The organism is Cryptosporangium sp. NPDC048952, from assembly GCF_043197895.1.
Classification (GTDB): domain Bacteria; phylum Actinomycetota; class Actinomycetes; order Mycobacteriales; family Cryptosporangiaceae; genus Cryptosporangium.
Genome location: NZ_JBICTY010000002.1, coordinates 1335249 through 1356910, shown reverse-complemented (window position 1 = coordinate 1356910; position 21662 = coordinate 1335249). Strand labels below are relative to the sequence as shown.

General features: G+C 70.7%; 21 protein-coding genes and 2 pseudogenes. 9 read left to right on the top strand and 14 right to left on the bottom strand.

From position 1 onward, the window contains the following. Genes ACGFY5_RS14605 through ACGFY5_RS14585 form a run of 5 tightly spaced genes read right to left on the bottom strand, consistent with a single transcriptional unit; the run spans position 1 to position 4861 of the window. A complete protein-coding gene (locus tag ACGFY5_RS14605) occupies positions 1–1125 on the bottom strand; it encodes a cytochrome P450 (protein ID WP_392720104.1) in 1125 nt (374 codons plus the stop codon). Further along, a complete protein-coding gene (dapA, locus tag ACGFY5_RS14600; RefSeq protein WP_392720103.1) occupies positions 1115–2026 on the bottom strand; it encodes a 4-hydroxy-tetrahydrodipicolinate synthase in 912 nt (303 codons plus the stop codon). Before dapA ends, ACGFY5_RS14605 begins: the two co-directional genes overlap by 11 nt. Then, positions 2023–2919, bottom strand: coding sequence for an ornithine cyclodeaminase family protein (locus ACGFY5_RS14595; RefSeq protein WP_392720102.1), 897 nt, complete (start codon positions 2917–2919; stop codon positions 2023–2025). The genes dapA and ACGFY5_RS14595 overlap by 4 nt, the downstream gene beginning before the upstream one ends. Further along, positions 2916–3740, bottom strand: coding sequence for a fumarylacetoacetate hydrolase family protein (locus ACGFY5_RS14590; RefSeq protein ID WP_392720101.1), 825 nt, complete (start codon positions 3738–3740; stop codon positions 2916–2918). Before ACGFY5_RS14590 ends, ACGFY5_RS14595 begins: the two co-directional genes overlap by 4 nt. After that, a complete protein-coding gene (locus ACGFY5_RS14585; protein WP_392720100.1) occupies positions 3737–4861 on the bottom strand; it encodes an LLM class flavin-dependent oxidoreductase in 1125 nt (374 codons plus the stop codon). The genes ACGFY5_RS14590 and ACGFY5_RS14585 overlap by 4 nt, the downstream gene beginning before the upstream one ends. Before the next feature lie 96 nt (positions 4862–4957). On the opposite strand from ACGFY5_RS14585, the gene ACGFY5_RS14580 reads away from it, so the two are divergent. The 6 genes and pseudogenes from ACGFY5_RS14580 (at position 4958) to ACGFY5_RS14555 (ending at position 10601) form a co-directional block, all read left to right on the top strand. After that, positions 4958–5860 (top strand): LysR family transcriptional regulator, encoded by a 903-nt coding sequence (locus ACGFY5_RS14580; RefSeq protein WP_392720098.1) that lies wholly within the window; start codon positions 4958–4960, stop codon positions 5858–5860. 80 nt (positions 5861–5940) lie between these two features. Then, positions 5941–7062 (top strand): hypothetical protein, encoded by a 1122-nt coding sequence (locus ACGFY5_RS14575; protein ID WP_392720097.1) that lies wholly within the window; start codon positions 5941–5943, stop codon positions 7060–7062. 87 nt (positions 7063–7149) lie between these two features. Continuing rightward, a pseudogene (locus ACGFY5_RS14570) lies at positions 7150–7601 on the top strand (bile acid:sodium symporter family protein); the annotation flags it as partial. A 14-nt stretch (positions 7602–7615) separates the two neighbouring features. Beyond that, complete coding sequence (locus ACGFY5_RS14565; protein WP_392720096.1) at positions 7616–9457, top strand: glycosyltransferase; 1842 nt, start codon at positions 7616–7618, stop codon at positions 9455–9457. Next, a complete protein-coding gene (locus tag ACGFY5_RS14560) occupies positions 9454–9792 on the top strand; it encodes a hypothetical protein (RefSeq protein WP_392720095.1) in 339 nt (112 codons plus the stop codon). The genes ACGFY5_RS14565 and ACGFY5_RS14560 overlap by 4 nt, the downstream gene beginning before the upstream one ends. Beyond that, the gene (locus ACGFY5_RS14555) at positions 9792–10601 is read left to right on the top strand and encodes a nitroreductase family protein (protein WP_392720094.1); all 810 of its coding nucleotides are present in this window, start codon (positions 9792–9794) and stop codon (positions 10599–10601) included. Before ACGFY5_RS14560 ends, ACGFY5_RS14555 begins: the two co-directional genes overlap by 1 nt. Here the strand turns inward: ACGFY5_RS14555 and ACGFY5_RS14550 are convergent. After that, positions 10585–10755, bottom strand: a pseudogene (locus tag ACGFY5_RS14550) (phytanoyl-CoA dioxygenase); the annotation flags it as partial. The gene ACGFY5_RS14555 and the pseudogene ACGFY5_RS14550 overlap by 17 nt on opposite strands. Before the next feature lie 16 nt (positions 10756–10771). Then, positions 10772–11131: an ArsR/SmtB family transcription factor gene (locus ACGFY5_RS14545; protein WP_392720093.1), complete on the bottom strand. Its 360-nt coding sequence runs from the start codon at positions 11129–11131 to the stop codon at positions 10772–10774. Positions 11132–11211: 80 nt separating this feature from the next. On the opposite strand from ACGFY5_RS14545, the gene ACGFY5_RS14540 reads away from it, so the two are divergent. From ACGFY5_RS14540 to ACGFY5_RS14530, 3 genes are read left to right on the top strand one after another with little or no spacing between them, the layout of a single operon-like run. Beyond that, positions 11212–12402 carry an MFS transporter gene (locus ACGFY5_RS14540; RefSeq protein ID WP_392720092.1) on the top strand — a complete coding sequence of 397 codons (1191 nt, stop codon included), beginning with the start codon at positions 11212–11214 and terminating at the stop codon, positions 12400–12402. 52 nt (positions 12403–12454) lie between these two features. Then, the gene (locus ACGFY5_RS14535; RefSeq protein ID WP_392720091.1) at positions 12455–13348 is read left to right on the top strand and encodes a helix-turn-helix domain-containing protein; all 894 of its coding nucleotides are present in this window, start codon (positions 12455–12457) and stop codon (positions 13346–13348) included. Continuing rightward, entirely contained in the window at positions 13348–14232 is an 885-nt protein-coding gene (locus ACGFY5_RS14530) for an MBL fold metallo-hydrolase (RefSeq protein WP_392720090.1), read from the top strand. The genes ACGFY5_RS14535 and ACGFY5_RS14530 overlap by 1 nt, the downstream gene beginning before the upstream one ends. 4 nt (positions 14233–14236) lie before the next feature. Here ACGFY5_RS14530 and ACGFY5_RS14525 read toward each other — a convergent pair whose 3' ends face one another. The 7 genes from ACGFY5_RS14525 to ACGFY5_RS14495 are packed head-to-tail and all read right to left on the bottom strand — an operon-like array spanning position 14237 to position 21584. Next, positions 14237–15052 carry an SMP-30/gluconolactonase/LRE family protein gene (locus tag ACGFY5_RS14525; protein ID WP_392720089.1) on the bottom strand — a complete coding sequence of 272 codons (816 nt, stop codon included), beginning with the start codon at positions 15050–15052 and terminating at the stop codon, positions 14237–14239. Then, positions 15049–16014, bottom strand: a complete 966-nt coding sequence (locus ACGFY5_RS14520) for an ABC transporter permease (RefSeq protein WP_392720088.1) — start codon at positions 16012–16014, stop codon at positions 15049–15051. The genes ACGFY5_RS14525 and ACGFY5_RS14520 overlap by 4 nt, the downstream gene beginning before the upstream one ends. Further along, positions 16011–16967: an ABC transporter permease gene (locus tag ACGFY5_RS14515; RefSeq protein ID WP_392720087.1), complete on the bottom strand. Its 957-nt coding sequence runs from the start codon at positions 16965–16967 to the stop codon at positions 16011–16013. The genes ACGFY5_RS14520 and ACGFY5_RS14515 overlap by 4 nt, the downstream gene beginning before the upstream one ends. After that, positions 16964–18451 carry a sugar ABC transporter ATP-binding protein gene (locus ACGFY5_RS14510; protein WP_392720086.1) on the bottom strand — a complete coding sequence of 496 codons (1488 nt, stop codon included), beginning with the start codon at positions 18449–18451 and terminating at the stop codon, positions 16964–16966. Before ACGFY5_RS14510 ends, ACGFY5_RS14515 begins: the two co-directional genes overlap by 4 nt. Continuing rightward, on the bottom strand, positions 18448–19449 hold the full coding sequence (locus ACGFY5_RS14505) for a sugar ABC transporter substrate-binding protein (RefSeq protein ID WP_392720085.1): 1002 nt from the start codon (positions 19447–19449) through the stop codon (positions 18448–18450). The genes ACGFY5_RS14510 and ACGFY5_RS14505 overlap by 4 nt, the downstream gene beginning before the upstream one ends. Positions 19450–19462: 13 nt before the next feature. Continuing rightward, the gene (locus tag ACGFY5_RS14500) at positions 19463–19987 is read right to left on the bottom strand and encodes a cupin domain-containing protein (protein WP_392720084.1); all 525 of its coding nucleotides are present in this window, start codon (positions 19985–19987) and stop codon (positions 19463–19465) included. Next, on the bottom strand, positions 19977–21584 hold the full coding sequence (locus ACGFY5_RS14495) for a long-chain fatty acid--CoA ligase (RefSeq protein ID WP_392720083.1): 1608 nt from the start codon (positions 21582–21584) through the stop codon (positions 19977–19979). The genes ACGFY5_RS14500 and ACGFY5_RS14495 overlap by 11 nt, the downstream gene beginning before the upstream one ends. Between the last annotated feature and the right edge of the window lie 78 nt (positions 21585–21662).

Below are 21662 nucleotides of genomic sequence, written 5' to 3'. Positions count from 1 at the left end.
TCAGCCTTCCTGGACGAAGCGGATGGGCAACCGGGTCGGGCCGAGGTGGTTGCCGCCCTGCAAACCGCTCCAGACGACGTCACCGGCCGCCCGGATCGGCGGGTGGGTGGTGAGCGCGGTGAGCAGGATCGACAGCTCGGAGCGGGCCAGCGCGGCACCGAGGCACTGGTGGATGCCCCAGCCGAACGCCAGGTGGCCACGGGTGTCGCGATCGACGTCGAAACGGTCCGGGTCACCGAAGCGGGCCGGGTCCCGGTTGGCCGCGGCGAAGGACAGCAGAACCGCGTCGCCTTCCGCGATGTCCTGGCCGGCCACGCGCACCGGGCAGGTCGTGCGGCGGGCGAAGTTCTGGGCGGGGCTGCGGTGGCGCAGCATCTCTTCGACGACGCGAGGCGCCAGGCCGGGGTCGGCGCGTAACCGGTCCTGCAGGTCCGGCTGCGTGACGAGCAGGTGCACGAGCGTGCTCACCGAGTTCATCGTGGTCTCGTGCCCGGCGACGGCGAACGTGGCGAGGATGCTGACGCGCTCGTCGTCGGTGAGGTCGGCGTCGAGGAGTTCGGTGACGAATCCGGGCCGACGCTCAGTGAGTTCTCGACGCATGAGCTCGTCGATGCGGGTGCGGGCGGCGGCGAAATCGCCACCTCCGGCGAGGAACCCCCACATCTGCTCGGTGACCTCCCGGAACTGCTGCACCGTGTCGGGCGCGAAGCCGACGAGCTCGGTCAGGACGAGCAGCGGCAGGGGGAGCGCGACCTCACGGACGACGTCACCACCGCCCGCGGCGGCGAAGCGCCCGACGAGATCGGTGATCGTGCGTTCCAGGAACGGCTTCATCTCCCGCACCCGCGCCGGGGTCAAGGCGGTGGCCATCAGCCGTCGATAGGCCGTGTGCAGGGGCGGGTCGAAGTCGATGGGGATCGCGCGTTGGGTGCCGTCGGTCGGGATGCGGTGCCCGGAGGCCGAGGAGAACGTCGCCGGGTCGCGCAGTGCGCTGCGGACGTCGTCGTAATCGGTCAGTAGCCAGAACCCACCGCGACGGTCGGAGTGCACCACCGGCCGGGCCGCTGCGTAGACGTCCCAGATCCCGGGGTCGGTCAGCTGCGCGTCGTACGGGTCAAAGGACATCGGACACCTGCCCGAGCAGGGCGCGCACGCGCGGGACACCGTCATCGGTGAGCGGCAGCAGCGGAGGCCGGACGTGGGCCGACGCCAGCCGGCCCCGCTGGTGCAGCACCCACTTCGCCGGCGCGGGGTTCGTCTCGACGAACAGCAGGTCGACCAGCGGGTGCAGGCCGTAGTGCAGCTCGCGGGCGGCCTCGTGGTCGCCGGCCTCCCAGGCCTCGTACATGCGCGCGACGGCCGAGGGCGCCAGGTTGCTCACCGCGGAGATGAACCCGGCACCGCCCAGGGCCAGCAGCGGGAGGCCGAGCAGTTCGATGCCCGACCAGACCAGCAGGTCGCGGCCGCACAGGTGCAGAACCCGGGAGAAGTGCTCGAAGTCCTTTGTGGTCTCCTTGATGCCGACGACGTTCTCGCAGTCGCGGAACAGGCGGGCCACGGTCTCCGGGGCCAGGTCGACGGCGGTGCGGGACGGCACGTTGTAGATGACGATCGGCAGGTCGGGGAACTCCGACGCGATCGTGCGGTACCACTGGTACAGCGCTTCCTGGGTCGGCCGGGCGTAGTAGGGCGTGATGACCAGGGCCGCGTCGGCGCCGGCGTCCTGAGCTGCGGCGGTGAGTTCCAGCGTCTCGTCGAGTTTGGCCGAGCCGGTGCCGGGCAGGAACGGGACGGCGTCGTCGACCTCCTCGGCGACCGCGCGGATCGCCGCGATGCGTTCGGCGACGGTCTGGGAGGACGGTTCACCGGTCGAGCCGCCGATCGAGATGCCGTGGGAACCCGCTTCGAGTTGCCAGCGGGTCAGGCCTCGGAGTGAGGCCAGGTCGAGGGTGCCGTCGGCGGTGAACGGGGTGATCAGTGGGGCGATCGAGCCGCGGATGCGGGACGGGTCGGAGCGGTACTTCACGGCGTGCCTCCTACGAGAAGGCGGGCGACCGCCAGATCGGACAGGCCCATTCCCATGCCCTTGAAGACGGTGCAGCGCGGGTCGGCCGGTCGCTTGACTTTCCCGGTGACGACGTCAGCCAGCGTTTCGATGGCATCCCAGCCGTGGAGCTCACGGGAGGCGCGGCGGGCGTTTTCCAGGCTGTCCACCACGGTGAGTGACGAGTGTTCGAGCACGGTTGGGTCGAACTCCGCGTGGGAGGGGAGGATCGCGCCGACTGCGTTGAGGTGGGCGCCTTCTGCGAGGTGCTCCAGGTGCAGGAACGGGTCCTGCGCGCGGGTGATGAGGGTGACGATCGGGACGTCGTTCGTGGCGTGGGCGACGGTGTCCGCGACGACGACCTCGACATCGAGGTCCGCGCGGACCTGCGCGGCGAGCGCGTGCGCCGCGTCGGTGGTGCGGTTCCACAGCCGGACGCGACGCAGCGGGCGGACTGCGGCGACCGCCTCGACCTGGCGCCTCGCCTGCCGACCGGCGCCGAGCACGGCGAGCTCGTCGGCGTCCTCGGCCGCCATCCAGCGGGTCGCGAGCCCGGACGCCGCCGCCGTCCGGAGCGAACCGGCCGCGCCCGCCTCGGCGACGCCGATCGCGGCCCCGTCGGCGGCGGAGAACAGCGACATCAGCGCGCTGGCCCCGGCGGGCGTGTTCACCCAGGTTTTGAAGATCACCAGGTCGGTGTCTCGGTCGACGGCGCCCAGGGCGTGTGCGCTTGCGCTGCCCGGCCAGGTGGTCATCGTCTTGTCGACGTTCCACGCGGTGCCGTGGGCCTCGTGAGTGAGCACCTGTTCCAGGGAGTCGATCACCTGCGGGAGCGTCGGCCCGTTGCGGACGTCGTCCTCGGTCCAGAACCTCATGCGAGCACCTCCCCGGTGACGCCGTGGCGCAGCACTCCGACGCCCGAGACCTCGACCTCGATCTCGTCGCCGGGGCGCAGGAACCGGGGCGGGTCCATGCGGAACCCGATGCCCTTCGGAGTGCCGGTCGCGATCAGGTCCCCGGCGCGTAACGGTGTGAACGAGCTGACGTAAGCGATCAGGTGGCTGAAGGAGAACGTGAGCCGGTCGGTGGTGTCGTCCTGTACGGTCTCGCCGTTCAGTCGGGTCGTGACGCGGAGCGGGGCGGTGCCGATCTCGTCGCGGGTGGTCACCCACGGGCCTACGGCGCCGCTGCGGTGGACGTTCTTGCCCGCGGTGGCCTGCGGGGAGTGCAGCTGCCAGGTGCGGACGCTGTTCTCCGCGACGCAGGTGACGCCGGCGACGTGGTCCCACGCGGCGTCCGGGGCGATTCGTCGGCCTGGCTTGCCGATGACGAGGGCGGCTTCGCCTTCCCAGTCGAGGGAGTCCTCGTCGGCGGGGCGGACGACCGGGGTGCCCGCGCCGACGAACGAGTCGGGGAAGCGGGTGAACAGGGTCGGGGTGGCGCCGGGGCGGCCCGCCTCCGTGGCGTGGTCGGCGTAGTTGAAGCCGACGCAGACGATCTTGGGGTGGTCGCCGATCGGGGGTTCCCAGGCGAGCTCGCTCGTCGGGACGCGGGGGTCGTCGGCATTCACGGTCGGCGGCTCGGTGAGAACCTCGTCGAACGAGGCGATCCGGTGGTCGACCCGGGCGACCACGTCGCCCTCCACGACACCGAATCCCCGCTCACCCGAGGCGAGCCGAAAACGGGCGAGCCTCATCCGGCCACCGCCGCCTGCGGAGCCGGCTCGCGGAGGCCCGCTTTTTCCAGGAGGGGGAGCACGCCGGTGGTGAAGTCGGCGAGGCCGGTGTCGTAGTCCACCCAGGTCAGGAGGGCTCCGTCGATCCCGGCGCCGCTGAGAACCCCGAGCCGCTCCGCAATCGTGTCGGCGGTGCCGACCAGCGGAAAGCCCCCGGCCCCGGCGGCGAACCGCTGACGCATCGCGGCCATGACCTCCGGCGGCATCAGCTGCGTGTTCGCCCCCTGCAGCCGCATCCACGCGTCGACGCTCTCGACGTCCTCCTGCTCGACCGAGAACCGCCGGTAGAACGCCTCCGCCTCCGCGTCGGTGTCCCGTTGCACGACGACGGTGTGGGTCCAGACCCGCACCTCCCGGCCGAACTCGGCGAGCGCCATCTCCTTGTAGGCCCCGATCTGGTCGCGGATCGCGGCCTCGTCCTCGGAATGCACGATCACGAAGCACAGGTCGGCGTGCTCGGCCGCGAACCGCATCCCCCGCGACGAACCACCCGCGTTCATGATCGGGATCGTGGGCTGCACCGGCTTGGGCTGCGACACACCCCCGACGACGTCGAAGAACGAGCCGTGGAAGTCGAACTCGTCGGTCTCGGCCCACAACGTGCGGAGCACCTCGAGCCACTCCGCGAGGTGGTCGTAGCGCTCGTCGTGCTCACGTAGCGGAGCGCCGAACATCTCCAACTCGGGCTTGTTCCAGCCACCGACGACGTTCAGCGCGAACCGGCCGCCGGAGATGTGGTCGATCGTCGCGGCCTGCTTGGCGGCCACGATCGGGTGGATGGTCGGCGCGTGCGAGGTGGCGAACACCGCGATGTTCTCGGTGGCGGCGGCGATCCCGGCCGCCCAGGTGAACGGCTCCAGCACCCGCCCGGACCGGTGCTCGGGACGGTTCTCCGGGTAACCCTTCCACCGGGCGAACGGGACCACGGCTTCGAAGCCGGCGCGATCGGCAGCCCGCGCGGTCCGCAGTGACAGGTCCCACGACATCTCGTGTGCTTCCGGGGCCAGCGTCTGGGACGCGCCGGATCCGTTGGTGCAGAACAGGCCCAGCTTGAGCGTGTTGCCGCCGAACAGCGGATTCATCGCAGACCTCCTCGTCCGTGGTGATGTTCTGACGGTAGGTACCGCGAACGCATAACACCATGACGAGTATCGGCATGGACCGATACGATCCTTCTTATGCTTCAGCTGCCGCTGCGCCGACTCGAGCTGTTCTGCACCGTTGTCGACGAGGGTGGCGTCACGCGGGCCGCGGAACGGCTCCACGTCGCGCAACCGTGGGTGTCCGCGCAGTTGCGCTCACTGGAGAAGGCCGTCGACGCGCCACTGTTCGTCCGCGACGGCCGCGGCCTGGCCCTGACCGAGGCCGGGCTGCGGCTCTACGCGTGGGCCACCGAGGTGCTCGCCGGCAGCGTCCAGGTGCAGCGGGACATCGCGCAGCTCAGTTCGGGCACCGCCGGGTCGCTCGTCGTTGCCTCGAGCATGGCGATCGGCACCTATCTCGTTCCGCCGCTGCTCAGCGAGTTGCGCAAGGAGCGCGCCGGGGCCGACATCACGGTCCGCATCAGCGAACCGGCCGCCGCGCTGCGGAGCGTCGAGGTGGGGGAAGTGGACTTTGCGGTCGCCACCTGGACCGAGGAGATCGAGCCCGGAGCGTTGCACGCCGAGAAGCTGTGGGAGGAACCGATGGTGCTCGCGTGCGCTCCCGACGGGCCGCCCGACGCCGACGCCGTCGACCTGTCCGACATCGCGGAACTCGACGTCGTCGGCGTACCGGGCGGGGTGGCGTTCGACCGTGTCCTGACCGACCAGCTCCGCCGCCACGGAATGCCCCGGGTGTCCTACGTGATCCGGCTGGGGCACGCCGAGGCGATGAAGCGGGCCGTCGCCGCGAACGGGTGGGTGTGCTTCGCTCCGCACTACACGGTGGCCGACGACGTCGCCGCGGGTCGGCTGCGCGCCGTGACGATCCGCGACGCGCGGATCGTCGAAGGGATCGGGCTTTTTCACCGCGCGGCCAAGTACTTCTCGCCCCTGCAGCAGGCCGCCATCACCATGCTGCGCGAGAAAGGCGCGGCCTAGTCTGGCAGGCCTCGCGGGCACCGTCCATGCCGCACCGGTGCGGCATGGACGAGCGCGAACGCAGACTCCACAGTGGCTTCGTGATGATGCTTCGCGCCGCTTCGAGGATCCTTGTGGTTGCTGCGCTGCTCGGGGTCGCTGCCTGTGGCGGCGAGGATCCGGAGGAGCCCCCACCTGCGGTGCCGCGCGTCGCGTTCGCCGACGGATCCGCGGTGCACGTCCGCGCTTCCGACGGCACGACGAAGCGGGTCGCGGCGCTGCCGGGTGGCTGGCAGGCCGAGGCCCTGACCTGGTCCGGGGACGGCACAGAGCTGGCGTGGGTGGCGTCGAACCCCAACGACCTGTCGCAGGCGCGGATCTACCGTGCGGCGGCGACGGGCAGCTCGGTCCAGCACTGGGACTGCGCCCTGTTCTGCGGCCAGGTGAGGTTCCTCGGCGCCGACCTGGTCGGGGAGAGTTCGATCAACGGCCCGGCGACCTATCCGGCGTCCGGTGGCGAGCCGGACGCCTTCGTCCCCGACGGGCTACCGGGAGCGGCCGACCTCGTCGGCTTGAGCTACCGCAGTCTCCTGACCGGCTCGCCGACGGGCGACGCGCTCTACTTCGTCACCGGTGAGTCGACGAGCGCACCGAAAGCGATCTACCGCGTCGATCCGAGCCCGAAAGCGACGTCCGTGCAGCCGGCCGGCCCGACCGGCCTTCCGCTCAACGGCACGGTGAGCCCGGACGGCTCGCAGTTGGCGTACTCGGTGAGCGGCGCCGCGCCGGGCTGCAACGTCACCGAGTCCGTCGTCGTGATCGACCTTCGATCCGGGAAGGCGACCACGCTGGTTCCCCCGTCCTCGACCGCGGCGATGTTCGTCGCGGGGCTGTGGTTCGGTGCGGGCGGACGGGTGTTCGCCGCGTACGTCCCGGGACCGGTGCCCTGCGCGCCAGGGACGGCCGAACCCCCCGACACCCCCACCCGCGCCACGACGGCCACCGTCTACGAACGCACCGGGACGAGCTGGAAAGCCGTCGGTAGCCAGGCGCAGGACGGCGCGGAACTCGGCGACGGCCGACGCCTGGAGTTCGCCGGCCCGCTCACCGTCGGCCCGAGCCGGATCCAGCAGTCCTCGCGCGGCACGCTACAGCTGATCGGCGACGGTGAACCGCAGGTCATCAGCAAGACCGTGACGACGTTCGCGGTGGCACCGCGCTAGTCGTCGCCGCCGAAGATCGCGTTCTGCAGCTCGTCCGCGTGCAGCGCCACCTGGTAGCAGTGCGCGGCGAGCTCGGACCAGGTCGGGTTCGGCCTCGGGCTCTCGCTGACCACCGACGACTTCCGCCGGGTCGCACGCTCGCCCAGGGCGATGCTCGTCGCTCTGCTCCTGCAGGTGGTGGTGCTGCCGGTGGTCGCATTCGGCCTGGTCATCGCGTTCGACGTCGAACCGCTGCTGGCCGTGGGCGTGATGCTCCTGGCCGCCTCGCCCGGCGGCACCACGGCCAACCTCTTCAGCCACCTGTTCCGCGGCGACGTGGCGCTCAACATCTCGCTGACCGCGATCAACTCGGTGCTGGCCGTGCGATGGAGGTCGGGATCCACAACACGACGGTCGCCCTCACGATCGCGCTCAGCGTCCTGGACAACACCGAGGTGGCGATCCCCGCCGCCGTCTACTCGATCCTGATGTACGTGCTCGCGACGGCGTTCGGGATCGCGATCACGCGTAGGCGTGTGAACGCCACATCCGTCACTTAGGCCACAATGGAGCTGTGGAGACCGTTTTCGTCGTGACGGCCGTCGCGCACCTGTGCGCGGTTGTTCTGCTCAGCGTCGAGTTGGTCCGTGGGTGGAGACCGCCCGGCGCAGTGGTGCCCGGGGTCTGCGCCGTGGTGGGTGCCGGTGGCGCTCTGATCACCGGCCACCGACCGGTGGTGGTGGCGGCCGCAACGGTGGGGGTGCTGCTGTTGGGCGTCGTGGCCGCCCGCCGCGCCCCGGCCCTGCGGACGTCCGGCGCGGTCGCGTGGGCGACGCTGCTGGTCAGCACGGTGGCGGGAACGGCCGTCGGCCTCGCGCACCTGGCCGAGTTCGACCTCCATCCCGTCAGCCTGGCGTTGATGTGGCTGGTCGCGGCCGTGGGCCTCGTGCGCACGCCGTCGAGTCTGATGCAGCTCTACGAGAACTGGGAGGTCGGGTTGCGTCGCCGCTGGCGGCGTAGCCTCGCTCCGCTCGCCGACTGGCAGCCGACGGACGACGCGCCGATGGTCACCGTGCAGGTGCCGATCCACGCGGAGCCGCCTCCGGTCGTCATCGCGACGCTCGACGCGCTGGCCCGGCTCGACTACCCGAACGTCGAAGTGCTCGTCATCGACAACAACACGAGCGACGAGGACCTCTGGCGACCGGTCGAACGGCACTGCGCCGAGCTCGGCGATCGCTTCCGGTTCCTGCACGTCGAGGGCATCACCGGCGCGAAGGCCGGCGCGCTCAACTGGGCCCGCCCGCACCTCGACCCGCGTACGGCGCTGGTCGCGCTCGTCGACGCCGACTACCAGGTCGACCCGCGCTGGCTGCGGCACACCGTCGGACTGTTCGAGGACCCCGAGCTCGGCTTCGTGCAGTGCCCGCACGCCTACCGCGACTTCGAGCACTCCGCGTACGGCCGCTGGGCCAACACGGGATACGAGTGGGCGCAGGTCACCGAGATGCGGTCACGCAACGAGCACGGGGCCGGCATCACGGTGGGCACGATGTCGTTGATCCGGCTGGAGACGCTCGACGCCGCCGGTGGGTGGGCCGAGTGGTGCCAGACCGAAGACTCCGAGTTCGCGATCCGGGCCCACGCCGTGGGTTACACGTCGATCCTGCTCGACCGTGCGTACGGCTGGGGTCTTATCCCGGAGACGGTGGCCGAGCTCAAGAGGCAGCGATTCCGCTGGACCTACGGTCCGGGCCAGGAGTTCAAGGCCCACGCCCGGCTGTATCTGGGGGCGTCGTCCCGCCTGACCCCGTCCCAGCGCGTTCGCCACGGTCACTACGGCCTGGTCGTGCTGGTCACCGGCCTGGGCGTGCTCTCGCTGCCGGTCAGCCTGGTCCTCGTCGCGATGATGTTCCTGCGGTCCGACGTCCCGGACGTCTCGGCGGCGTTGCTGCTCCCGCTGGGAGCCGGACTGGTGGCGCGGCGCGTGATGCGGTGGACGCTGTTCCGGACGGCGGTCGGCGCCGGGTTCGGGACGTTCCTCGGTGCCTGCATCGCGCTGCTGGCGGTGAAGCCGACGATGTCCAGCGCGGCCTTCGGCGTTCTGCTGGGACGTCCGGCGCAGTGGCAGCGCACGAACAAGTTCCGGGTGCTGCCGAACCGGTTCCGGTTCGTGCAGGACGCCTGGTCGGAGATCGTCATGGCCGTCGGGTGCCTCGTCGTGGCGGTCGGGTTGCCGTTCGTCGCGCCGGCGAGCGTGGCGACGGGGCTGTTCTCGCTGGGCTTCGCGTGGCAAGCGCTGGTCTACGGTTGCGCCCCGTTGATGGCCGTGCTCGCCGAGCGGGCCGTGCGCGGGCAGTCAGTGGCCCTGACGTCTCGTTTCGACCAGGCTGGTGCGGGCACAGACATGCGGTGAACGGACGAGCGACCCGGGGCCTGGTCACCGCGGCGGCCGCGGGATACGGGGCCAACGTGGCGTTCGGGACCGCCGTCGCCGTGGGTGTGGTCGACAACCGGCGCATTCGCTGGGTGCACCATGCGCTGTACGCGGCAACCGCGTCGCTGACCGTGACCGCGCTGGTTGCGAGTGCCGTCGAGCGTAGGGCTGTCGGTCTCGCGCTGTTACCGGCGATCGGGCCGTTGGCCGCGCTGCCGTACGCCGGGGGACGGCTCCGTCGGCACGCCGTCCTCGCCGGGACTGCCGCACCCGCTTTCGGAGCCGCCCTGGCCCTGGCCTGGAGGAGTCACTGATGGAGTTCCTCGATGTGCTGCGTCGCCGCAAGACGACGAACGGCGCGTTCCTACCCGATCCGGTCTCCGAGGAGCACCAGCGGCTGTTGATGGAGGTCGCCGGGCGGGCTCCGTCGCAGCTGAACAGCCAGCCGTGGCGGTTCGTGATCGTGGAGGAACGGGAGACGATCGAGGCCATCGCCCGGATCAGCGGCGAGAGCATGACCACGGCGATGTCCAACGGCACGTTCTTCGAGCGGTACAAGCCGTACTTCCGGTTCAGCACGGAGGAGATGGAGCGCCGCCGCGACGGGATGCTCTTCGACCGGCTGCCCGCACCGTTGCGTCCGTTCACCGGCCAGGTGTTCACCTCGCGGGGGCAGAAGCTGATGAACGCGTTACGGGTGCCGCAGAATCTGGGCGCGGAGAACCGCAAACTGGTCGCCGGGTCGCCACTGCTGCTCGGCGTGATGCTCGACCGGGCCGAGTACCGGCCCGGGGAACTCTCGTCGTTCTACTCGGTGTTCAGCATGGGCGCGGCGATGGAGAACGTCTGGCTGACCACCGTCGAGCTCGGGATGGGGATCCAGTTCGTCTCGTTCCCGATGGAGGTCCCCGGCCGCTGGGACGAGATCGTCAGGCTCCTCGAGGTGCCGGACGACCTCGAGTTGATGGCCGTGTACCGCCTCGGTTACGTGCCCGCCGAGCAGCGCCGTCCGCCGATCGACTGGTCCAGCCACCAGCGCAAACTGCCCTCGCAGTACGTGTTCCGCGGCACGTGCGCGACCCCCCAGGAAGGCTGGGACGAGACCGTCACGCCTCACCCATGACAAGGCCCTCGATCGTGTGCTTCTGCGTGATCGGAGTCAGCCGGTCGACGATCGGGCAGCTCAGGTGGGCGCGGACGTCGGCCGGTAGCGTCGCCCAGTAGTCCTCGGTCACGGCGAGATCGTGCTTGTCGCTGTTCGTGGCGTCGGCGGCGTCGCGTCGCGAACGCTCGTCATGGGATCGGGGTGAGCGGGGCGTCGGCCGGGTGGATGTCGGTAGCGGCCGCCAGGACCGTGGTGAGGAGGCCTGGGAAGCGGGTCTCGAGTTCGTCGGTGCGCAGGCTGATCAGGCGTTCCCGGCCGCGCGCGACGTTGCGGATGACCCCCGCCTCGCGCAGTGTCTTGAGGTAGTGCGAGCGGGTGGACTTCGGGATCTCGCCCCCGAGCGTCTGACAGCCGATCGTCTCCACCGGACCGTCGGCGAGCTGCCGGACGATCGCCAGCCGTGACGGGTCGCTCAACGCGAACAGGACGTCGGTGAGCACGAAGTCGGCCGGCGCCGGATGCGTCAGCTCACGCGTGGACTCGGGCATGGTTCCAGAATAGTTGAACAGTCGCGAAGTCGCGCGTACGGTTCGCACAGTTCGAGAAAACTGGAACCGTTGGAGGGGTCGTGCGTTCGACTCGGCACACGTTGGGCTTCTGGCTGGTGGCCCTGACGCTGTTCACGATCATGGTCGCGGCCAGCGCCCCGTCGCCGCTGTATGTCGTCTACCAGGCGCGATGGGGTTTCTCGACGCTGATGCTGACCGTCGTCTTCGCCGTGTACGTGGTGGCCCTGCTGGCCGCACTGATCACCGTCGGACGACTGTCGGACCACCTCGGACGCCGCCCGGTGCTCCTGGCGAGCCTGGTCGTCGAGGCGGTCGGCATGGCGGTGTTCCTTTCCGCCGACGGGCTCGGCGACCTGCTGCTGGCACGCGTGATCCAAGGGCTGGCCACCGGCGCCGCCACCGGGACCATCAGCGCCGCGCTGATCGACCTGCTGCCGCCCGGGCGCGCCCGGCTCGGCGCGATCCTCAACAGCGCGGCGCCCCTGACCGGGCTGGCCTTCGGGGCGCTGGCCACCGGCCTGCTGGTGCAGTACGCCGCCGCGCCCGCGACCGTGGTGTTCACCGCGCTGACGATCGCGTTCGTGCTGCTGGCGGTACTGGTCACAACGCTGCCGGAGACGATCGAGCGCCGCCCGGGCGCGCTCGCCGCGCTGCGGCCACGCCTCGGCGTTCCGCGCGGGGCCAGGGCGACGTTCGTCGCGACCTCCTCGGTGCTGCTCGCTACCTGGGCGATGGGCGGCCTGTACCTCTCGCTCGGGGCCTCGCTGACCTCGGGGGTGCTCGGGGTGCAGAACCACGTGGTCGCCGGGCTCGCCGTCACGGTGCTCGCCGGAGCGGGCGCGGTCGCGGGTGTCGTCGCCAGTGACCGCAACCCCGCGCGGGTGATGACCGTGGGCGCCGGACTGCTGGCGGTCGGCACCGCCGGGTCGCTGATCGCGCTGGTGGAGGGGACGACGGTAGGGTTCTTCGTCGGGTCCGCCGTCGCCGGGCTGGGCTTCGGATCGGGATTCCTCGGCGCGCTCCGGTCGCTCGCACCGCTGGCGGCGCCGGCCGAGCGCGGGGGATTGTTCGGCGCGATCTACACGGTCTCGTACGTGGGGTTCAGTGTGCCCGCGGTGATCGCGGGCGTGTTGATCCCGCGGTTCGGTCTGCGCGAGACCGCGGTCGGTTACGGCCTCGTCGTGATCGTGCTCGCCCTGACCGTCGTCATGCCCCGCATCCGCCGCCCGGTCGCGGTGACCCGTCCGTGACCCACCCTCGCAGGGTGTGGTCGGGCGTCGGAACGCTGCTGATACTCGACTCATGGACAGCAGGCGGCAGCTCGGAGAGTTCCTGCAGATCCGCCGGTCGCAGGTGCAGCCGGAGGACGTGGGACTGGCACGGTACGACGATCGTCGGCGGGTGCCCGGACTGCGTCGGGAGGAGCTCGCCCAGCTGGCCGGCGTCAGCGCGTCCTACTACGCCCGCCTGGAGCAGGGCTACTCACTGAACGCCTCACCTGCGGTGCTCGACGCGATCGCCCGGGTGCTGCGGCTCAACCAGGCCGAGCGTCGGCATCTGGACGCGCTGGCCGCCGGCACCCGCGCCCGGCCCGTTCCACGGCGGAAAACGCCGGAGCGGACGACGCCCGCGCTGGATCAGATCCTGGAGGCGCTGGGAGACACCCCGGCGCTGGTCCTGGGCCACCACAGCGACGTGCTGGCCTGGAACCGGACCGGCCACGCGCTGTTCGCCGGGCACCTCGATCCGGCCGGTCCGGACCGGCCGCGAGAGCGGCCGAACATGGCCCGGCTGGTCTTCCTGGACGGCCACACCCGCGACCTGTACGCGGACTGGCCGGCCAAGGCGCGGGCCGTCGTGGGCACCCTCCGGGTGGCCGCGGGGGAGCGCCCCGACGACGCGGCGCTCTCCGCCCTCATCGGTGAGCTCACCGTCCGCAGTGCCGAGTTCGCCGACCTGTGGGCGACGCACCGGGTCAAGGCCGGTAGCGAAGCCACCTACGAGATGCGGCATCCGCTGGTGGGCGCCCTGACCGTCACGCAGCAGGCGCTGCGCACCGAGCAGGGGCAGACGGTCGTGATCGCCACCACCGCACCCGATTCGCCGTCCCGCGAGGCGATGGCGCTGCTCGCGCACAGCACCGCGTTCACCACGTCTGTGCCCTGCACAGTTCCCGAACCAGAGAGAAAAAACTGATGAGCGAGATCAAATTAGGCGACGTCACCGTTGCGCGGGTCGAGGAGATGCACGGCCCGATCATGCCGGCGGCAACGTTCTTCCCCTCGATTCCCGCCGAGGCGTGGCACGAGTCCGCACTCGGGCCCGACCACCTCGTCGACGGCATGGTGCACGCGGCCATGCAGACCTGGGTGCTGCGGAGCGAGGGCCGCACGATCCTGATCGACACCGGGGTGGGCAACGACAAGTCCCGGCCGGCCGTCGAGGCGTGGGACCACCTCGAGCTGGACTACCTGGGCAACCTCGCGCGGGCCGGTGTGCACCCGGACGACGTCGACCTCGTGATCAACACCCACCTGCACGTCGACCACATCGGCTGGAACACCCGCCTGGTCGACGGCGAATGGGTCCCGACGTTCCCCAACGCCACGTACCTCATGCCCCGGATCGACGTCACGTTCTGGGACCCGGCGAACCACGACGGGCTCGTCGGAAGCGTCAACGAGAACGCGTTCGCGGACAGCGTCGCACCGGTCCGTGCGGCCGGTCAGGTGGAGCTGTGGGAAGGCAGTCACACCATCGACGCGAACCTGCGCCTGGAGGCCGCACCCGGGCACACCCCGGGTTCCAGCGTGCTGAAACTCCACTCCGGAGGCGACCGGGCGCTGTTCGCCGGCGACCTGATCCACACCCCGCTGCAGCTGACGGAGCTGGGCCACAGCAGCTGCTTCTGCGAGGACCCGGTCACCGCCGCCGCGACCCGTCGTGAGCTGCTGGGTTGGGCCGCGGAGAACGACGCCCTGGTGCTCCCGGCGCACCTGAGCGGTCACGGGGCGCTGGAGATCCGGAACGACGGTGAGGCGTTCGCCATTACGCAGTGGGCCCCGTTCGACCGCCTCTGAGCACCTACCCGGGTACGGAAACCTTCACCGCCTCGATCCGACCGGCGCGGATCCCCGTCTCCGACGGCTGCCAGCTGTTGGCGGTGAGCAGGTACAGGGTCCGTCCGCCCAGCGCGCAGTCGGCCGGCGCCCGGTCGCCGACGTCGATGTGATCAGTGACGGTTCCTCCGGACGTCACGCGCAGGAACCGCCCGTTGCTGATGTCCGCGACCCAGATGCCGCTCTCGGCGTCCACGCACAGTCCGTCGGGGGTCGCGCCTGCCGGCAGCGGTGCCCAGATCCGCTTGTCGACCAGGTCTCCGGCCCCGGTGATCGTGAAGGCCGTGAGCCGCGCGGCCCACGTCTCGGCGACGACGAGCGTGCGTGATCCGGGCAGTATCACCAAGCCGTTCGGGAACACCAGATCGTCGCGGGCGATCCGGGCGTCCCCGTTCGGCTCGAGCACGAAGATCGGGCCGGGGCGCTGGGGAGCGTCGCCGTACAGGTCGTAACCGAAACCACCGACGAACGCGCGCCCGTCGTGATCGACGACCATGTCGTTGATCGGGGCGTCGGTGTATCCGGAGAGATCGGCGAAGACGCTCTGCACCCCGGCCGGATCGACGCGGATCACCTGCCGACGGGTCATCGAACTGACCAGGAGGGAGCCGTCGGGCGCCCAGCCGAGCCCGGACGGCTGGTCGTCGATGCGGACGACGATCTCAGGAGGCTGCCCGGGGTCGGCCCGGAAGATCTCGCCGGTGTGCATGTCGGAGAACCAGAGCCGCCCATCTTTCCACCGGGCACCCTCGGGGAACCGGAGTCCTTCGTACAGATTCACCGCAATACCTTCCTGAGTCGGACCACACCGCGGCGCAGGCCCGGCGCGTCGACCGCGACCACTCCCGCGAGCAACAGCGCGTAGAACAGCTGACTGACGTACGTGGGTAGACCGGCCACTGTCACGATCTGCGCCAGAAACGCGATCGTCAGCGCTCCGGCCAGCAGCCCGAGGACGCTTCCCCGCCCGCCGACCAGCGAGACCCCACCGAGCAGCGCCGCGACCGCCGCGAGGATGAGCGGCTGGACGCCGGGATCGGGGTTGGCCGAACCGAGGCTGAAGTTCAACAGCGTGCCACCACCGGCGGCGAGCAGACCGGAGGTCGCGAACAGACCGACGAGCAAGCGGTCGTCGCGCACGCCGGAGACCCGGCTCGCGCGACGGTCGCCGCCGATCGCCCGGATCTCCCGGCCCCAGCGGGAACCGGTCAGAACAACTGCCAACAGCAGGAAGACGACGAGGACGAGCAGGCTGCGCGGGGAGAACACCTGGAGAATCGGGCGATCCACCCAGAGCGTGACGCCCGCGTCGTCGAACGTCTTGCTCAGGCCTCCGGACAGCGAGCTGGTCAGCCCCAGCAGGGTGATGTAGGTCGCCAGCGTCACCGGCATCGACGAGATGCGGAACCGGGCGATGACGAATCCCTGCAGGACACCGACGGCGGCTCCGGCGGCGAGCGCCAGCGCCAGGCCGAGCGCCCAGTTCCCCTGTCCGTAGGTGACCGCGAGCATCCCGCCGAACGCGTAGGTGCCGACGACGGACAGGTCGAACTCACCGGCGATCATCGTGAGTCCGAGCGCCAGGATCAGCGGTCCGAGCCGGGCCAGCACCTGGAGCGCGTTGTACGCGTCGAACGGCGTCAACAGCTGACCGGTACGCAGCGGGAGCGCCAGGAAGACGACGATCGTGGCCCCGAGCGCGACGCCGGGAACGAGGACATCGGGCCGGGCGAGCCGGTTCATGGGCGACCTCTCGTCGCGCGAAGGTGCACCACGAGGATCACGGCCAGGACGATCAGGCCCTTCACCATGATCTGGGCGCCCGTGCTGTAACCGCGGAGCAGCAGGATGTCCGAGACCGTCGCGATCAGCAGGACACCGGCGAGCGTCCGCCACGCCGAGCCCTTGCCGCCCGCGATCGGCGTCCCACCGGCCAGCACCGCGGCGATGGCGTCGAACGTGAGCGTTCCGCCGAGGTTGATGTTCGCGCTGGTGTTGAACGCACCGCTGAACGCGGCGGCGACCGCGAACAGCACGCCGGCCAGCACCCAGGCGATCGTCACCACCCGCCCGACCGGCAGGCCCGCGGCGCGGGCCGCCGGCCGGTTCTCTCCCGTCAGGTAGAGCTGCCGGCCGAAGGTGCTGCGGTCGAGAACGGCCTGCAGGGCGACGGTGAGCAGCACCAACGTCCAGACGCTGAGCGGGATGCCGCCGGGTGTCGCGTTCAGCACGGTGTAGCCGGTGCCGGTCGGGGACACCGACGTGCCGCCGCCGAACCACGTGGCCAGCCCGGTCAGCGCGAAGCTGGCGGCGATGGTCAGGACGATCGGGTTGGCCGCTCCGTACCCCACGGCCAGGCCCTGGACCCCGCTGACCACCGCTCCCACGGCGATCGTCGCGATCAGCGCGACGACCAGGCCCGCCGACTGCGTCGCGAGGAAGACCATGGCGCTGACCGCGACCGACTGCGAGATCGCCAGCGAGACCGAGGTTCCGCCGATGACGATCAGGGTCAGCCCCAGCCCGGCGATGCCGATCAGGCTGGCCGAGTTGAGGATGGCCTTGAGGTTGTCGAAGCTCAGGAAGCGGTGGGTGGACGCCCCGACGACGAGGAGCGCGACGAGCGCCGCGACGGCGAGCACGCCGGACCAGTCCGGACGGACGAGCCGGAGACGGCCGACGGTGACCGCGCTCATCCGGGCTCCACGCCGTGGGTCATCTCGTACAGCAGGACGTCGCCCGGGACGCCCGAGGAGTGCCGGGCGACCAGCCGGCCCTGGTACATCGTGAGCACGACGTCGGCCAGGTCCACCAGCTCGTCCAGCTCGGTGGACGAGAACACGACCGCCACGCCCCGGGCGGCGGCTTCCCGGATCAGGCGGTGCACGGCGGACCGGCCGCCGACGTCGACGCCGCGCGTCGGGTCGTCGAGGAGGAGGACGCGGGTGCCGGGGCGCTCCAGCGAGCGACCCACGAACGCCTTCTGCTGGTTGCCGCCGCTGAGCCTGCCGACCGGCTGACCCAGCTGGCGGTCCGAGAACCCGCACAGCTCGGCCATCCGGCTCTCGGTCTCCGTCCAGCGTCGGGGACCGACCAGGCCGAACCGGCTCAGCGCCGGGATCCGCGTCGCGAGCAGGTTGACCGCCGTGGAGCGGTCGAGGAACAGGCCCTCGGACTTCCTGTCGTTGGACGCGAACGCGATGCCCGAGCGGGCCGCGGCGACCGGGTCGGCCAACCGCAGCCGCGTGCTGCCCACCGTGACGTCACCCGCCATCGCCGGAACCAGGCCGGCCAGGCCGCGCAGGACGTCCGAGGCGCCGGACCCCAGCTGACCGGCGATCGCGTAGATGGTGCCGGAGCGCACCCGGAGGGAGAGCGCGCCGAAACGGTCGGGCACGCGGACGCTGGCCAGCTCGAGCACCGTGTCCCCGGACTCCGCGCGGCTCCGCGGCGCCGTCTCCGGAGCCTCGCCGAGCATGTGCCGGATCAGCGTGGGCACTGTCAGCTCGGCGGCGTCGTTCGTGGTGACGACCGCGCCGTCGCGCATGACAGTCACCCGGTCGCAGAGGGCGAGGACCTCGCCCAGGCGGTGGGAGACGAACAGCACCGCGCAGCCGGCCGCGGCGACGCTGCGCACCGCGGCGTAGACGTGCTCGCTCTCGACGTCGGTGAGCGTGGCGGTCGGCTCGTCGAGAATGACCAGGCGGGCACGCTGGCCCAGCGCACGCGCGATCTCGACGAGCTGACGCTCGCCCAGGCCGAGCGTCGAGAGCGGCTGCTCGGGCCGCACGTGAGTGAGCCCGAGAGCGTCCAGCACCTGCCGGGCACGGCGGCGCTGCGCCCCGCGTCGATTGAGCCAACCGGCGTCGCGGTCGCCGAGGAGCAGGTTCTCGCCGACGGTCAGCGACGGGACCACGCTGAGCTCCTGGTCCACCAGTGCCACGCCGGCGGTCTGGGCGTCGCGCCGGGTCTTCAGCTCGACCGGATCGCCGTCGACGACGATCGTCCCGCCGTCGGGGCTCTCCTGTCCGGAGAGGAGCCGGACCACTGTGCTCTTGCCCGCGCCGTTGTGCCCGCAGAGCGCGTGGATCTCCCCGGCCCGGATCTCCAGATCGACGCCGTCGATCGCGACAGTGCCCGCGTACGACTTCGACAGACCCTCGACCCGGACCAGGCTCATGCGTTGCTGCACTGCGCTGCGAACTGGTCGACGTTTTTCGCGGTCACCCGCTCCTCGCGGACGGTCTCCTTCTTCGGCGGGTTCTCGCCGTTGAAGTACCGGATGACGTAGTCGGCGGTCTGCTCCGCGATCGTGCCCGGGTCCTCGGTCGCGGTGCCGTAGAGCGTGCCGGCCTTGATGGCGTCGATACCGGCTTTGAAGCAGTTGCTGCTGGTCACGACCAGGCCGTTGGGGCCGGCGACCGGGCAGCCGGCCTGCTTTGCCGACGCGATGATCGGCAGTGCCATGTAGTCGGCCATTCCGTAGGCCGCCTGGATGCCGGAGCAGCCGTACTTCGCCAGCAGTTGGGTGGCGATCTGGCCGGAGCGGGTCGGGTCCCAGTTGCCGTCCTGGACGTCGACCACCTGGAACTGCGGCGCGGACGCCATCTCGGCCTCGAACCCCTTCATCCGGTCCTGGGTGACCAGGGACGAGGCGGTGCCCGTGATCACGAAGACCTTGCCGCGCTTCTTCCCCTGCGCGGTGAGGCCTTCGACGATGTTCTGCGCGGCGGCGCTTCCGAGCGCGACGTTGTCCGAGACGACCTGCATGACGTCGCCGTCGACCTTGGGATCGGGGCGCCCGTCGAAGACCAGCACCGGAACGCCGGCCTGCTTGGCCTTCTGGATCGGGACCGCCATCGAGGTGGTGTCGAGCAGGGCCGTCACGATCAGGTCGGGCTTCTCGGCGATGGCCTGGTTGAAGTTCTGCACCGCCGTGCCGGGGTCCATCGTCGTCAGGTCCTTGACCTCGACGCCCTCCGCGTCCAGCTTCTTGGTGAACACGCCGTTGAAGTAGGCGCCCCACTGGTTCGTGCTGCCGTACCCGACGAAGCTGACGGTCTTTCCCTTCGGGCCGCCGCCGGCGTTCGCGGACGTGCTCTGCGGCGAGCTGGCACACCCGGCCGCTGCGAGTAACGCGACGGCGGCAGCGACGTGACGCCAGGGTCTTTGCGGCATGCCGAACTCCTTCTCAAGCACGTACAGCTCCGATTTGGACGTAACACATCAGCGCCGGCTGATCGCTCTTGTTCTTCCAGGCGTGCCGGGTGCCGAGCTGGACCACACAGGTGCCGGGGGTGAGCGTCACTTCGGCGCCGTGGTCGAGCGTCAGGCTCAGCTCGCCCTCGAGGCAGATCGCGTAGTCGACGGTGTCGGTCGTGTGCATGCCGTCGCCGCCTTCTTCGAACGGGTCCAGCAGGCCCGGGAGCTTCTCCTCGACCTCGCTGTGGTCGCCGGTCGAGGGCTCGTCGGCGTGCGGGGCCCAGCGGAGGAAGAGCGCCCGGCTCCCTCCGAGGCCGGGGAAGTACGGCCGCAGGATCGGCGCCGCGTCGCGTTCGCCGACCGTCGCGACCCCGTCCGGGGTGCCCCACAGCAGGTAGAAGTCGGCGCCGGGCAGAGCCTGGACCCGCACCGGTTCGGGGTGACGGTCCTCCACGAAGACGGCGTCACCGTCGTCGTTGTGACCGGTGACGATCAGGCGCGGTTCAATCGGCACGACGGGCTCCCAGTTGCTGGCGTAATGTCTGTTTCGACCATTTTCCGGTAGCGGTCTTCGGGATCTCGTCCAGCAGCTCGATGCGTTCGGGGATCCACCACGAGGCGACCCGGCCACGCAGGTGCGCGCGCACGTCGTCCCCCGTGAGGTGCGTACCGGCGGCGGGAACGACGCAGGCCACCGGGCGCTCGCCCCACCGGGGGTCGGCGATGCCGATCACCGCTGCCTCGCGGACCCGAGGATCGGCCATGATCGCGTTCTCGAGCGCGACGGACGAGATCCACTCGCCGCCCGACTTCACCAGGTCCTTGGTGCGGTCGACGATGCGCAGGTAGCCCCACTCGTCGATCGTCGCGACGTCCCCGGTGCGCAGCCATCCGTCGGTGGTGAAGGAGTCCGCACCGCTGTCGGCGCCGAAGTAGGCGCTCGCGATCGTCGCGCCGGCGACCTGCAGCTCTCCCGGGGTGCTCCCGTCGCGGGGTTGCAGAGTGCCGTCGTCGGCGACGACGCGCATCTCGGTGAGCGGGACCGCCGGGCCGGGCGAGCCGAGCAGGAGGCGTCGGTCCTCGCCGGTCAGCCCGGCATGGTGGGTCGCCAGGCGGGAGGAGGTGACGACGGGACTGGTTTCGGTCATTCCCCACGCGTTGGTCAGCGGGATCCCGATGATCCGCTCGTAGGCGCTGGACAGCGCGTCGTCGACGGCACCGCCGCCGCACGCGATGTGGCGCAGGCTGCCCAGGTCGTGGTCGGCCAGCACCGGGATCAGGTCCCGCCAGACCGTCGCGACGGCGGCGGAGAACGTCACCCGGTGACGGGAGAGGAGCGTGACGAGTTCCTCCGGGCTCGTGGCCGGCCCGGGCAGGACCAGGTCGGCACCGCACTGCATCGCGGCGTAGGGGAGTCCCCATGCGTTGACGTGGAACATCGGCACGATCGGCGCGACGACGTCCCGCTCGCTCAGCGCGAACACGTCGGCGCCGAGCAGGAGCAGGCTGTGCAGGACCACCGACCGGTGGCTGTAGAGAACCCCCTTGGGGTTGCCGGTCGTGCCGGACGTGTAGCAGAGCGACGCGGCGGCGTTCTCGTCGTCGACGGCGAAGTCGAGCGGGTCGCCGCTCTGTTGAGCGAGGAGGTCTTCGTAGTCGAGGACGCGGGGGTCGTCCGGTAGCGGGAAGTCGCCACCGTCGTCCAGAACGACGACGTACCGGACCGATGCGAACGACGACACCAACGGCCAGACCACCGGCAGGATCGTCCGGTCGACGAAGAGAACGTCGTCGGCGGCGTCGTTCACGATGAACGTGACCTGCTCGCCGTACAGGCGATGGTTGATCGTGTGCAGGATCCGCCCGGAACTGGGGATCCCGAGGTAGAGCTCCAGATGGCGCTGGCTGTTCCAGGCGAACGTGCCGACGCAGGCGCCCACCGGAACGTCGAGGTGGTCGAGCACCCGGGCCAGGCGGCGGACGCGGGGCGCCACGTCGCTCCACGTCGAGGTGGTCTCGCCGGTGATGACCCGCTTGTGCCCGAAGTTGGTCTCGACACGCGAGAGCAACGTGGGGATCGTCAGCGGGCGGTGTTGCATCAGTCCGTGCATCACAGCCCCCTAGTTGTGGCGCGGGTCACACCCGCGTCCCGGAGAACTCTAGGAGGGCTGGAGCGCCCGGGTGAGGGA